Source organism: Indolivaga alginatilytica (assembly GCF_003201355.1).
Classification (GTDB): Bacteria; Bacteroidota; Bacteroidia; order Bacteroidales; family Dysgonomonadaceae; genus Dysgonomonas_A; species Dysgonomonas_A alginatilytica.
On sequence record NZ_QICL01000007.1, the window covers coordinates 160,535 to 173,689 of the forward strand.

Genomic DNA, 13,155 nt, shown 5'->3' on the forward strand with positions numbered 1-13,155 from the left:
TTGTCTTTTATTCTCTAGTTTTGTTAACATCAGATACTTCGTGTTTTCTAAACTTCTATTCTGAGAGGTTTAAGTTATACACTGATCAAAGCAATAAATAGGTCTGAGGCCTTTATAATACCAAGAGAGAATGAAGAAATCGTATTTAATTTTACTGTTAACAGTTTTGATTTACGGAACGGCTAATGCTATTGATGTAAAAAAACTAGAACCTGCATTTTGGTGGGCAGGGATGAAAAACACCGAGTTGCAAATACTAATGTATGGTGATAACATTGCCAAATGTGATGCTAAAATAACTTCTCAAACTGCTACAATAAAAGAACTGGTACGTTTTGATAATCCTAATTACTTATTGGTATATGTAGATTTATCTACTGCAAAACCCGAAAAATTTGATATAGTTCTGCAAAGAGGGAAGGAAAAGAAAACTATACCTTATGAATTGAAACAACGAAAAGAAGGGTCAGCCGAAAGAACAGGCTTCAACACTAGCGATGTTTTATATCTTATTATGCCTGATAGATTTGCAAATGGCGATCCGTCAAATGATGTAATAAAAGGAATGATTGATAACAAGGTTGATCGTAATGACCAATATGGTCGTCATGGTGGAGACTTTAAAGGTATTGCCGATAATCTGGATTATATTGCAGACTTAGGTGTTACTGCTATTTGGTTAAATCCTACACAGGAGAATGACATGCCTCATGGCTCGTATCATGGGTATGCAATAACTGATTATTATAAAGCTGATCCTCGTTTTGGAACGAATGACGAGTTTATCTCATTAGTCGATAAAACTCATGCTAAAGGTATGAAGGTAGTAATGGATATGATCTTTAATCATTGTGGCAGCGAGAATTTTTTGTTTAAGGATATGCCTGCAAAAGATTGGTTTAACTTCCCCGATAAATATATACAAACTACATATAGAACCACAACTCAGTATGACCCTTATACTTCAGCTCATGATAAGAAGATGGCTCTTGATGGTTGGTTTGTAGAGCCTATGCCCGATTTTAATCAAAGAAACCCTCATGTTGCCAAATATCTTATTCAAAACAGTATTTGGTGGATAGAGCATTATGGTATAGATGGTATCCGTCAGGATACACATCCATATGCCGATTTTGATATGATGTCGGAGTGGTGTAGGCAAGTTACAGAAGAATACCCTGATTTTAATATCGTTGGAGAGACTTGGTTAAATAGTAATGTAGCTGTTTCGTTCTGGCAAAAAGATAGTAAACTGGCTTATCCTCGTAATTCGCACTTAAGAACTGTGATGGATTTCCCCCTAATGGGTGTTATGAATTCTGCTTTTGATGAAGAATCGGATTGGGATAAAGGCGTAGCTCGTATTCATGATTATTTAGGGCAGGATATTGTATATGCTGATCCATCGAATTTATTGACATTTTTGGATAATCATGATACTTCTCGTTTTTTTAAAACCGATGAAGAAGCAGACGATACAAAAAAATACAAGCAAGCTTTAACCTTTTTGTTGACAACTCGTGGCATACCTCAAATCTATTATGGAACTGAGGTTCTGATGACTGCTGATAAAGCAAATGGAGATGGTACTCTGCGTGAAAATTTCCTCGGCGGATGGGCTGGTGATAAGCAAAATGCTTTTACTCGTGCAGGGAGAACTGATAAACAAAATGCTGCATACGATTTCACTCAAAAGATGCTTCAGTGGCGTAAGGGTAACAATGCAATAGCTAAAGGTTCTTTGAAACATTATGTGCCGATTAATGGTGTTTATGTTTACGAGCGTAAATACAATGATAGATCAGTAGTTGTGTTCTTAAGTGGCTCAGATAGTGAGAAAACATTAGATTTGGAGAATTATAGAGAGGTGTTGCCCAAAACTCAATCGAAAGATATTATCACCGAAAAAACGGTTGATGTAAGTGGGACTTCATTGACTATTGCTCCTCGAGATGTAATAGTGCTCGAATTCTAAAATTCAAGATTGAAAATCATTTTTGATAATACTATTTTAAATAGATTATTGCAAATAGTAAAGATAACTTTTAGGTTCAGGAAAATTTTAGGTAATTAGATTATTGGGTTACGAAGGAAAAGAGGAGCGAAAATATTCGTTCCTCTTTTTTATTTTTAGATGTTCTCTACCTTTGCTTAGAGGTCGTTTGGTATTAAGTCCATTATACTTTCCTTAAATTACCGGAATATTTCTATCTTTGATAAACAGTCTTGATTTGATTAAAGGCATTCAATGTGGGCATGTTTAAGAATATTCATCTTTTCTAAAGTAGAATAAATTATTATTCTATCTGTGTGGTTTTCTTTCGTGTGTTTTCAACTCGCTGTTAATTATTTGTTTATGCCTTTTTTTTGGAAGTTCTCACTGTTCTTTTTTTAATTCGAATATTATTTCAATCTAGAATAGTGTAGTTAGTTGTGGTTGTGGAAATGAATATAATATAGTAACTCTAAAGATTAAACTTATGATGCAACAGTCGGATATTATTGTAGCTATTTCTACCCCTGCAGGAGTAGGAGGCATTGCTGTTATTCGTTTATCAGGTAAAGGGTGTATTGGATTAGTTGATACGGTTTATCGCTCTCCATCAGGAAAGAAATTGATAGATCGGAAAGCTAATACAATTCATTTTGGCACTATCGTAAAAGATGATGCTGCACTTGATGAAGTGTTGGTCAGTGTGTTTCACAATCCAAGCTCTTTTACAGGAGAGGATAGTGTTGAGATTTCATGTCATGGATCTATTTATATACAGCAGGGTATTTTACAATTATTATTGGAAAAAGGAGCACGTTTAGCAACCGCAGGAGAATTTACGCAAAGGGCATTTTTGAATGGTAAGATGGACTTGTCACAAGCTGAATCTGTTGCCGACCTGATTGCTTCGACTTCTGCGGCTACTCACCGATTAGCCTTGAATCAGATGCGGGGAGGGTTTAGTAATAAGTTGGTTGAGTTGCGTACCGATTTGCTCAATTTTGCTTCTCTGATAGAGTTGGAATTAGATTTCTCGGAGGAAGATGTGGAATTTGCAAATCGGGATAATCTTAAGAATTTAGCCAATCATATTCATGAAGTAATAGAAAAATTAGCTGATTCTTTCTCTTTAGGAAATGTAGTGAAAACAGGTATTCCCGTAGCTATTATAGGGGAGACGAATGCGGGAAAATCTACATTGCTCAATCTGTTGTTGAGGGAAGAGAAGGCGATTGTTTCGGATATTCACGGAACAACTCGGGATGTAATTGAGGATACTATAAATATTGACGGTCTTATATTTCGCTTGATTGATACGGCGGGCATTCGTGATACGGATGATGTCGTTGAAAGTCTGGGTATAGAACGAACTTTCAAGAAGCTGGAGCAAGCTAATATAGTTCTTTGGGTTATAGATGCTGAAACGGAAGATGAGCGAACTATTGCTTTGTCGCAAAAAATACTACCACTTACTGAAGGCAAGAAACTAATATTAGTATTTAATAAAGTTGATATAATTCCTGCTGCCCGTAAGGAGCATAAGGAGCAATTATTAAGTGATTTAATTCCCGATCGAATTTTCATTTCAGCAAAGTATCATCAAGGTACAGAAAATCTACAAGATATTTTAGTTGAGGCTGCTAATATTCCCGAATTTGGAGAGCAGGATGTCGTTGTTACCAATATGCGCCATTATGAAGCTCTGAAAAATGCTTTAGCTGCTATAACTCGTGTCTCTGACGGAATGGAATCTGGTTTATCCAGTGACTTTCTTGCTCAAGATATTCGTGAATGTATGCATTATTTGGGTGAAATTACAGGTCAAATTTCTACTGATGATATTTTGGGTAATATATTTAGTAAGTTCTGTATCGGAAAGTAACTATATCAAATATTGGTAAATAAGAACACGCAAATGTGCTGTAATACAATTGATTATTTGTATAATTTAGATTTTACAAGAATCTTGTTTTCTTAATTTATCGTTAGGGTAACCGCACCAAAATTCACATTATTTGTAATTGTCAAATAATTAATATGTTACAAATTACTCATTTTGTGGCTTTGCTAATTTTACTCAAACATCTCAAACAGCAATAACTACATTACTAAGCAGATTCTATCTTGTGCATAATTTGGGTGCGGTTGCCCTAGTTTGCAGGAAATATTTACTACAATATTACAACGAATGATTATATTTGCTGCAAATAAATGTAAAAACATTACAAACGAAAGGTTGAAGGATTAAAGTATATAATCAGATGAAAGAATTTAGCGAACGAAATTATTTATCTGTAAAATAAATGCTTAGTAAAGATTGATTATGAAGTCGTCTAGACTTTTTATTCTCTGAATATTTTGCTAATAAAATGATATTTTAGAGATCCTAAAAGTTCGAATAAGCTCTATTTTTTTGATTGAAATATGAAATTCAATTATCAAAGAATAAAAGAATTCTATCTTTTTTTAAAGTCTAGACGAGTTCTATCTAATATAATAGAATTCATCAACTACTTTTTAAATTAGAATTAGATTTGTATATTTTGTTTTTTGTGTTAAAAAATAAATTAAGTCAATAGATAAATGGATATGAAAAAAGAAATAGTAATATCTTTAAAACAAGTGAAGACATTTATAAAAAGCTTTTTAATAGCTTTTATATCACTTTTTCTCATAGTTACTATTTTTGGAGAGAGTTATTCATATCACACTCCATTCTCTATAGGTAATGATTACTTCAAAGCTCCCAGTTTTATTGGTGATTATGATATTTCTCGTGAAATAGATCTATATGAATTGAAATTAATCTTTGGACAAATGTACTGGCATTTAATAATACTTACTGTAATAATATTTGTTCTATTTAACTTCTTTCAGAAATATAAAGTGTCAATCAAAAATACTAATGAAACAAATAACAAAGAGGATTGAACGTGATATAACCAATTGAAGTACAAAGACCTTCGCATATCACAAAATTCAGCATCAGGATATTTTTCCACATTCAGAGCCTTACTGAAAGTTGCATACAAAGAAAAATTCTTCAGGGAGAACCTCAATGAATATCTGGACTCAATCAATACCACTGATGTCAAGAAAGAATATTTGATATTAGACGAACTGAAAACATTAGCCAATACACCTTGCGACTTCCCGATATTGAAATCTGCATCTATATTTTCGTGTATGACAGGCTTACGGATAAGCGATGTTTTAAAGTTGGATTGGAAAGAGATACTCCCTGCTTCCGAGGGTGGCTATTGTATGCGGTTAAGAACCGAAAAAACAGAAACAGAAACTACCTTACCCATCAGCGATGAAGCTTTGGAGTTATGCGGAAAAAGAGGCAAAGGTAAAGTATTTAAAGGGTTGACAAAGTCCATGACTCAACAACCTCTGAAAGATTGGGTAGCCAATGCAGGGATAACAAAGCACATTACATTTCACTATTTTCGCCATACTTTTGCTACCTTGCAGGTTGCTTTAGGTACTGATATTTACACTGTGAGTAAGATGCTTACGCATAAAAATGTATCTACAACACAGATTTATGCAGATTTGGTAAATGCGAAGAAAAGGGAGTCAGCTAATAAGATAAGTTTAAAATAAGGAATTATGAGAAGAAACATTCTATATCCATATACCCTTGAAAAGAAAGGTAATGGAATTAAGCTTGAGATAATGTCAAACAAAAGATACGGACTATTGTACATAGCTGTAATAATTATGTCTTCAATTTCTATGGCTGGCTGTACTTTCTCTCTTTTCTGGAATAGGGATTTCCCTTTGAAAGATTATTTCATTCTAATTTGTATTATTATAGGCTGCATTCTATTTATCTCGCTTGCCTTTTACTTATTAAAGTGGGAAAGGGAAGGCAAAGAGATATTTATTTTGTATCCCAATAAATTGGAGAATATTGTAGCAATCAAGCCTTTTAGAACAGAAAAACATACGTTTAATTTTGACAAACTAGAAATAGGGTATCAGTCGGGAGAAGATTTCTATAGTGAAGAGGAGGTGAAAGAATTAGGTGTAGAACTAGACTTGGAAAAAGGGGAAGGCAATTATCCCATTCAATTTTACATGGATGAAGGAGTGCAGGTAGTTGATTCAGAACGGGAGATTCCAATAGATATAATCAGGAGAATAAAAAAAGAATATTTATTAAATCAAAATTACGAAAATAAAGAAATATGAAAAAAGGAGAAATTATAATTTACCAAACCTCCGATGGTAAAACCCAACTAGATGTAAAACTAGACAATGAAACAGTTTGGCTTACGCAGGCACAAATAGCTGAATTATTCGGAACTAAACGCCCTGCTATAAGTAAACATCTATCTAATATTTATGCAACAGTTGAGTTAGACGAAAATAGCACATGTTCCATTTTGGAACATATGGGTAATGATGGAAAACAACAATATCAAACAAAATATTACAATTTAGATGCAATTCTATCAATTGGTTATCGTGTTAACTCGAAAAATGCTACCCAATTCCGTATCTGGGCGAATAGTGTACTAAAAGAATATCTAATCAAAGGTTATGCAATAAATCAGAACGCAAAGACGGAACAATTGGAAGACCTAAAGAAAACAGTCAAACTGCTTTCCAACGTAATAGATGCCAAGACTCTGTCTGCTGATGAAGCAACTGGACTATTGCGTGTGATAACAGATTATACATATGCTCTTGATACGTTAGATAGATACGATTTTCAAAAACTCGAAATAGAAAAGACTACTACAGAAGAATCTTTCAAAGCCAATTATGACAATGCTATGGAAGCTATTCATGTGCTTAGAGATAAATTCGGAAGCGGAGGCTTATTCGGAAACGAAAAAGACCAATCATTCAAAAGTTCGATCAGTACCATTTATCAAACTTTTGGAGGAGAAGAACTATATCTCAGTATAGAAGAAAAAGCAGCTATGCTACTATACTTGGTTACCAAAAACCACTCGTTTAGTGATGGCAACAAACGTATTGCCGCATTCCTATTTCTTTGGTTTTTAGAGAATAACGGTATTTTATACAGAAGTGATAGTACCAGGCTTATAGAGAATAATACACTTGTTGCACTTACTTTGATGATTGCCGAAAGCCGAACCGAAGAAAAAGATATGATGGTAAAAGTTGTTGTTAATCTGATAAACAAGAATAACTAAATATGGATTTTAGTAGTAAATTTAGAGATAAAAAGTAGCGTAAAATAAAGGTTTACAAAGATTTGGTAAATTTGAAGTAGGGTTGGTTCGTGAACTAAATTAAAAACAATTACACTATGAACAAATTAAATATCCTTTGGACAACAGATAATAAAGACACTATCTTTAATATGTTATCCATGTATGCTATAAACTCAAAAAGACACAATTGGTGGCAAGATGTAAATGTAATATTATGGGGTGCATCGGTTAAATTAGCAGGAGCAGATACCCAAATACAAACTGAAATCTTAGAGATGCTAAATCTGGGCATCACAGTAGAAGCCTGTAAAGATTGTTGTGATAATTTTGGAGTTGCTGATATTATTGAGAAATTAGGAGTTACAGTTCAATATATGGGTAAACCTATGACTGATTATATAAAAAACGGAGAGGCTCTAATCACAATTTAGCAAGATGGATTTTAGAACCAAGCTTTCTCAACGTATAGGAATGTACGATATCAATGAGATACTTCGTCTGACCCATGATAGCGAAAGCCGAAAGCAAGAACTATATGACTTAGTTATTGGCGAAGATCAAGCCATCGGGTATCATGCAACTTGGATTTTTACTCATTTTTCGTCACAGGATAACGAGTGGTTATACAATAAGCAAGATCAATTGATTGATGAAGTATTAGCCTGTAAGCATGGTGGGAAACGGAGAGTAATGCTCAACTTACTTTACAGACAACCATTCCCGAATCCGCCAAGAGTAGATTTTCTGGATTTCTGTTTAGAACGAATGATGTCTGGCGAAGAATTGCCCGGAGTAAAATCGCTTTGTATGAAGATCGCTTACGAATTATGCCGTCCCATTCCTGAATTAATGCAAGAATTGAAAACAATGCTTGCAATGATGGAAGGCGATTTAGTTCCATCTATACAAGCTGTCCGAAAGAATATTCTAAAGGCAATGCAAAGAGGAAAGAGTTTACAGAAATATTAAAGTTGACAATATGAATTACAAAGACCCTGAAAATATATTACTCATTATATGCGGAAGCACGGGAATAGCAGCACTTGCGTTGATATTTCGCTATCTTTTTATTCTAAAGTGGGGATTTGATGCTTTTGGGGCAAACCTTGTATTCATTATTATATTTATAGTCGGATTAGTCTTTTTTATTTCTTATCTGGAAACCATTCAAAAAGTTATCCCTCCACTTTTCAAAAGGCGAAAACAAATAATAGAAAATCAGGATATAATACCCGAACCCGATAAGGTTGAAGATATTGAACCTACCATTGAGACAGAATCAGAAGAATCTATTCGAAATGAAACACCTGTTATTAATGAACTTGATGTAATAAGGGAAAAGCACGAGCAGGACGAAATTACAAGAAAACGAGAAGTGCTTGAAGTTGCTATTAGATATACAAGAACGACCTTTGCACCTTTTGCGGATGATCAGAATATAAACCGCCTATGTGAATATATCATTCAATATTCCACAGGAACAGAATTAAAGGATGTAGAACCAATCAGAGTGAAAGATTTACAGAACGTAGATTTATTCCATTTTGGCTGGAATGTCTGGAATCATTTTCGTATAAATAAGCAGGACGATATAGCTTTATTCTTGAAAATCGTTTTTGCCAAGAACCTTAAAGATGTCGATGCTGATACTATAAGAAAGAAACTAACTTTCAATGAAGGAAAGCGTAAAATTAGATTACAAGAGAAATTATAACTTTAAATAATGTAGGCAAATACATACTCAATAACCCAACGCTTTTTATTGGTCTAACACCTTAATTTTTATATCAGCTAATAACTGACTTGTAATGCTAATCTTTAGGTAACACGCCATTGACAACTTGTTCTTAACCAATAAATAAGGTGTTTCATATTGTTGTCAAATCATGTTTTCGCTTGTGTGCTTGCGATAACAAAACTTTTTCTATATATTGTCACTGGGTTTTCGTTAAATCTGAAAGATATATTTCTCATTAGTTTAGCCACTTTAAAGAAATGACCTGCTGATTAAATACAGAAACTCTTGTATTATTTTTCTTCTACAAAATTTAAACTGACTCTTATTCTATGGAAGCAAATGTTTTTGAACTTAGTACAGCGCAATTGAAAGAAATTGCTTTAGATTTGAAAGATAAGGTAGAAAAAGGATTACAGAGTGATAATACCGAGATTCTTTGTCTGCCTACCTACGTATATCCACCTAAAGAAGGAGTAGAAGGTAAATCTGTCGTTTTAGATTTGGGAGGAACTAATTATCGTACTGCTAAAGTCGAAATACAAGGGGGCGAAACTATCATAACTCCTAAAAGCGGTTGGGAAAAAGACCTTTCGGTGATGAAAACCCCCGGTTATACTAAAGAACAATTGTTTGCCGAGCAAGCAAACCTGATCAACAAGATTGAACTACCTGATAATTCTGCTATCGGATATTGTTTCTCATATCCTGCTAAATGCGAAACGGATGGTGACGCTACGCTATTGCGTTGGACTAAAGGTGTAAATATAGACAAGATGGTAGGCAAACCTATCGGCAAAGATTTGTTAGATTATTTAAACGATCTTAATAAAGTTCAGTTCAAAAGCATAAAGGTAATCAACGATACGGTAGCTAGTCTGTTGGCTGGGCTTTCACGCAAAGATAAGTGTGACGCTTATATAGGACTTATAGTGGGTACGGGTACAAATATGGCATTTCTGACTCGTGAAAATAAAATAGCCAAGCTCAACAAACCCGACAGCCAGAATATGATTCCTGTTAATCTTGAATCGGGTAACTTTTTCCCTTCGTATCTGACCGAGTACGACAGTGCTGTAGACAGAGGCGAAGGTGAAGTTCCCGGCTCACAACGTTTCGAGAAGGCAGTATCTGGTATGTATTTGGGTAAGGTGTTCAGAGCCGTTTATCCGAATGATGGCTATGACGCATCGTTTGACGGAAAGAGCCTGACCGATTTGATTAACAGCTCTACTCCCAAACGTATGGGCCATGTATCAGTTGCACGATGGATATACGAACGTTCGGCCAAATTGGTTGCCGCTTCTTTGGCAGGCTTAATTGCTGTTCAGGTGATGCACGATCCCTCTATCAAAACTATACGGGTAGTTGCTGAAGGAAGCCTTTTTTGGAGCGTGATGGAACGTGTAAACGAGAATGACTTCCATACAATAGTTGCAAAAGTGCTGAGAGATTTATTGGATGAAATGGATTTAGGTTACGTAGAAGTGTATATTGCGGGTATTAAGAATGCAAACTTAATAGGTTCGGTTATTGCGGCATTATCGTAATTTTATATAGTTATTTCGATTTTAGCACTAATCTGATTAGTGCTATTTTTTTTGTCTGTACTAAAAGTGATCAGACCAATTAAACTGGATATATTGTTTTTTATAAATTTCAAACAGACTCTAAAGATTATTCCGGCTCATCTGTATCGAGACAAAACGGATGCCCAGACGGATCAAACATGGTTCTCGAAGTCCTGAAATATTGAGTGTCTGCAACTTTAGCACCACATTCAATAGCATATTGCACTGCCTCTTCCAGATTCTCTACATAAAAATCAAGGTGAAGCATCTGACCTTGTTTACCTTTCTGCCAAGGCCAGATAGGTGGTTCATATCCTTCCACTTCCTGAAAAGCGATGACCGAACCTGTCGGTGATGTAACTGCCGCCCATCCGTTAGCATGAGGGTGAGTCCAATCCCATCCGAGCAGTTTCTGGTAAAAAATTGCCATTACTCCGGCATCGACACAATCGATAACAATATTGATTTTCCTGATATTTGGTTTCATACTTAAACTATTTTATTCATTGGCGAGATGCAAGATTATTCGCTAATCTTATTATACTTTTTATTATTAATCTCAAGTTCAGTATCAGGAAACATCCTACATACACGCTTTATTTCCTTATTTGATATCTCGCCTGATAGAGAAAGTGTTTTTATTTTCATATTAGCCATCTCATCAGGTATATTAATGTCTTTTGTAAAGCTAATAACGAGCCAATCAACTTCTTTTATTTGCAGCAATTCTTTAGGAATTTCACTTGTTGTAAACATAAAAGTTTTAACTGGATCATCGTTTTCAAAATAATGTTTAAGAGTGATATTCTTCGAATCTTTTTTTCGGATCATCCAACCCATTTCAGGTTTCAGGGCAAATGTCTTTTTATCTTGTCGCAAACCGATAAATCCGGCCCATATTTCGAGTGGAATAATTTTGTCCTCCTTGCCATTAGAAAATTTGTATTTCAAATCTACTTTTACAAGTTCGGGGGCTAACTTATCATCTAAGGAGATTGTTTTTAGGTCAGTTCTTTTTCCTTCCATTAAATATGGGAAAAATTTCACAATCCATCCGTCAACGGTACTTGGATCACCACACATTTCAGATTCATGGTGCTTGAATATGTTTTTCCAGAATTCTTTATTGATATTCCCCTTAGATGCGTTAATAAATTCTTTGAGTACAGGTTCAAGTTCATTTATCCACCAGCTTAACTTATATTTTTTTAAATACTGTGCTTTCGTTAAGACCTTTCCCCAATCTTCGGGTGTTCCCTCTAAGGTTATTTCTGGTATGCCGCAAACTGTTACAGATGCCCAATATTCGAAATAAGGTTCAGTTGCAGACATAATCGTTATTTCTGAAACAGTCTTACTTATTGCTGTGGTGGTTGTAAAATCATTCTTTAAATTATCTATTAAGTAGTTTCCTGTGAAATGTGCTATTTGCGTAGAAAAGGTCGAGAACATATCCTCCCAAGTTAAATTCTTATCATTGGAATCGTAATGAACAACAAGTGTTGCCTTATCTTCAAAGTTTACAAATAAGTTTCGCAATTCTTCTGCATTATTATTTACATGATTGGCAAACCCCTGAGAAATAAGTAACCATATAATATCGGGAGATAAAACAAACGGTCGGTGATCGGCATAAGCTTTATACATCCCTCTGAAAAACGAATAATTGCCAAAATTCACAAGTTTCTCAGGACCATTGTAATAGCTTTTTATATTATATTCAATATCGATATCTTTATCTTCCGAGTAGCCTCTCGCTTTGTCAAAATCATCCTTAATTATATTTTCAAATATTGTGTGTAATCCTTCTTCGTCTAAGGTGGTATCTACCCTTTTTAAATCCTCAATCTGAAAGGTTATTTTTGTGTCTGCATACATATCTTTCAAATAAGGGGTACTGACTTGCGGATAAATAACATCACTGTCATTAACCAATACAATCGGATCTCTTTTAATCTCCGCTACTTCTGCTTTCGTTGCGTTTTTACACGAAAAAATACATAGAAAACCAGTTACCAGAATGTACTTAGATATATTTATAGAGATAAGTGTTTGCATGTGGTAGTAGATTATTGTTAAAGTGTTTTTTATAATTGGTCCATTCGCAAATATCCAGAATACTTTTTTTGCGGATGAATTTTGTGAGATTCAGAGATAATTATATTGGGGGAATAAAAAAGTTTCTATACCCTATTTATTTGCCATGAACCAATATCGAATTGCATTCGGCTCCCTCTAAGCGGTACTTAACAATTTTCTGATAATCGTCCGAATAATACCATTTTTCGAAATCTTCTTTATTTTTGAATGTTATAATTATAACCCTTGAGTAATCACATTTCCCTTCGATAACATCATAATTCTGATCGACAGCTAAATATTCGCCATTGTATTTTTCAAATACCTCATCGCATTGTTCCAGATATTTTTGATAAATAGCCTCATCTTTCATTCGGGCTTGAACTATAAAATATGTATTCATAGATTTTCCATTTTGTTTTAATGTTTTATTTACTTTCAGCTATATCGCTTAACTCTCTTTTCAAAAATACGTTTAGTATTATTCATGCGAATCAGTATTTAAAAAATTAGATAAATAAATGCGATTGCAATTTTACCCATCGTATGTACTAGTAGTCCGGATGTTGATCTGACTTTCTG

At 34.4% G+C, this 13,155-nt stretch carries 12 protein-coding genes and 1 pseudogene; 10 read left to right on the top strand and 3 right to left on the bottom strand.

Translation table 11 applies throughout. The annotated features are described in order from the left end of the window. The first annotated feature begins 130 nt into the window (after positions 1-130). The 10 genes and pseudogenes from CLV62_RS08040 to CLV62_RS08085 all read left to right on the top strand — a co-directional run bounded on the left by CLV62_RS08040 (position 131) and on the right by CLV62_RS08085 (position 10,473). On the top strand, positions 131-1,975 hold the full coding sequence (locus CLV62_RS08040) for a glycoside hydrolase family 13 protein (RefSeq protein WP_110310261.1): 1,845 nt from the start codon (positions 131-133) through the stop codon (positions 1,973-1,975). 508 nt (positions 1,976-2,483) lie between these two features. Then, positions 2,484-3,875, top strand: a complete 1,392-nt coding sequence (mnmE, locus tag CLV62_RS08045; RefSeq protein ID WP_110310282.1) for a tRNA uridine-5-carboxymethylaminomethyl(34) synthesis GTPase MnmE — start codon at positions 2,484-2,486, stop codon at positions 3,873-3,875. A 707-nt stretch (positions 3,876-4,582) separates the two neighbouring features. Then, positions 4,583-4,924 carry a hypothetical protein gene (locus CLV62_RS08050; RefSeq protein WP_146212717.1) on the top strand — a complete coding sequence of 114 codons (342 nt, stop codon included), beginning with the start codon at positions 4,583-4,585 and terminating at the stop codon, positions 4,922-4,924. 12 nt (positions 4,925-4,936) lie between these two features. After that, positions 4,937-5,602: pseudogene (locus tag CLV62_RS08055) on the top strand (tyrosine-type recombinase/integrase); the annotation flags it as partial. Positions 5,603-5,608: 6 nt separating this feature from the next. Beyond that, positions 5,609-6,193, top strand: coding sequence for a hypothetical protein (locus CLV62_RS08060; protein ID WP_110310264.1), 585 nt, complete (start codon positions 5,609-5,611; stop codon positions 6,191-6,193). Next, on the top strand, positions 6,190-7,167 hold the full coding sequence (rhuM, locus tag CLV62_RS08065; RefSeq protein WP_110310265.1) for a RhuM family protein: 978 nt from the start codon (positions 6,190-6,192) through the stop codon (positions 7,165-7,167). The genes CLV62_RS08060 and rhuM overlap by 4 nt, the downstream gene beginning before the upstream one ends. A gap of 116 nt (positions 7,168-7,283) precedes the next feature. Next, on the top strand, positions 7,284-7,619 hold the full coding sequence (locus CLV62_RS08070) for a DsrE family protein (protein ID WP_110310266.1): 336 nt from the start codon (positions 7,284-7,286) through the stop codon (positions 7,617-7,619). A 4-nt stretch (positions 7,620-7,623) separates the two neighbouring features. Further along, a complete protein-coding gene (locus CLV62_RS08075) occupies positions 7,624-8,157 on the top strand; it encodes a hypothetical protein (protein WP_110310267.1) in 534 nt (177 codons plus the stop codon). 10 nt (positions 8,158-8,167) lie between these two features. Then, a complete protein-coding gene (locus tag CLV62_RS08080) occupies positions 8,168-8,902 on the top strand; it encodes a hypothetical protein (RefSeq protein ID WP_110310268.1) in 735 nt (244 codons plus the stop codon). A gap of 353 nt (positions 8,903-9,255) precedes the next feature. Further along, on the top strand, positions 9,256-10,473 hold the full coding sequence (locus tag CLV62_RS08085; protein ID WP_110310269.1) for a hexokinase family protein: 1,218 nt from the start codon (positions 9,256-9,258) through the stop codon (positions 10,471-10,473). Positions 10,474-10,600: 127 nt separating this feature from the next. Here the strand turns inward: CLV62_RS08085 and CLV62_RS08090 are convergent, their stop codons facing one another. From CLV62_RS08090 to CLV62_RS08100, 3 genes are all read right to left on the bottom strand, one after another. Next, positions 10,601-10,981, bottom strand: a complete 381-nt coding sequence (locus tag CLV62_RS08090; RefSeq protein ID WP_110310270.1) for a VOC family protein — start codon at positions 10,979-10,981, stop codon at positions 10,601-10,603. A 35-nt stretch (positions 10,982-11,016) separates the two neighbouring features. Next, positions 11,017-12,552 (bottom strand): DUF4419 domain-containing protein, encoded by a 1,536-nt coding sequence (locus tag CLV62_RS08095; RefSeq protein WP_245904049.1) that lies wholly within the window; start codon positions 12,550-12,552, stop codon positions 11,017-11,019. 136 nt (positions 12,553-12,688) lie between these two features. Then, the gene (locus CLV62_RS08100; RefSeq protein WP_110310271.1) at positions 12,689-12,976 is read right to left on the bottom strand and encodes a DUF1330 domain-containing protein; all 288 of its coding nucleotides are present in this window, start codon (positions 12,974-12,976) and stop codon (positions 12,689-12,691) included. Between the last annotated feature and the right edge of the window lie 179 nt (positions 12,977-13,155).

What these genes read in the sequence shown, in the direction of transcription:
- rhuM (WP_110310265.1), top strand. Translation starts at nt 6,190, where the DNA reads ATGAAAAAAGGAGAAATTATAATTTACCAAACCTCCGATGGTAAAACC.
- CLV62_RS08095 (WP_245904049.1), bottom strand. Translation starts at nt 12,552, where the DNA reads ATGCAAACACTTATCTCTATAAATATATCTAAGTACATTCTGGTAACT.
- CLV62_RS08085 (WP_110310269.1), top strand. Translation starts at nt 9,256, where the DNA reads ATGGAAGCAAATGTTTTTGAACTTAGTACAGCGCAATTGAAAGAAATT.
- CLV62_RS08100 (WP_110310271.1), bottom strand. Translation starts at nt 12,976, where the DNA reads ATGAATACATATTTTATAGTTCAAGCCCGAATGAAAGATGAGGCTATT.
- CLV62_RS08050 (WP_146212717.1), top strand. Translation starts at nt 4,583, where the DNA reads ATGAAAAAAGAAATAGTAATATCTTTAAAACAAGTGAAGACATTTATA.
- CLV62_RS08075 (WP_110310267.1), top strand. Translation starts at nt 7,624, where the DNA reads ATGGATTTTAGAACCAAGCTTTCTCAACGTATAGGAATGTACGATATC.
- mnmE (WP_110310282.1), top strand. Translation starts at nt 2,484, where the DNA reads ATGCAACAGTCGGATATTATTGTAGCTATTTCTACCCCTGCAGGAGTA.
- CLV62_RS08080 (WP_110310268.1), top strand. Translation starts at nt 8,168, where the DNA reads ATGAATTACAAAGACCCTGAAAATATATTACTCATTATATGCGGAAGC.
- CLV62_RS08070 (WP_110310266.1), top strand. Translation starts at nt 7,284, where the DNA reads ATGAACAAATTAAATATCCTTTGGACAACAGATAATAAAGACACTATC.
- CLV62_RS08060 (WP_110310264.1), top strand. Translation starts at nt 5,609, where the DNA reads ATGAGAAGAAACATTCTATATCCATATACCCTTGAAAAGAAAGGTAAT.
- CLV62_RS08040 (WP_110310261.1), top strand. Translation starts at nt 131, where the DNA reads ATGAAGAAATCGTATTTAATTTTACTGTTAACAGTTTTGATTTACGGA.
- CLV62_RS08090 (WP_110310270.1), bottom strand. Translation starts at nt 10,981, where the DNA reads ATGAAACCAAATATCAGGAAAATCAATATTGTTATCGATTGTGTCGAT.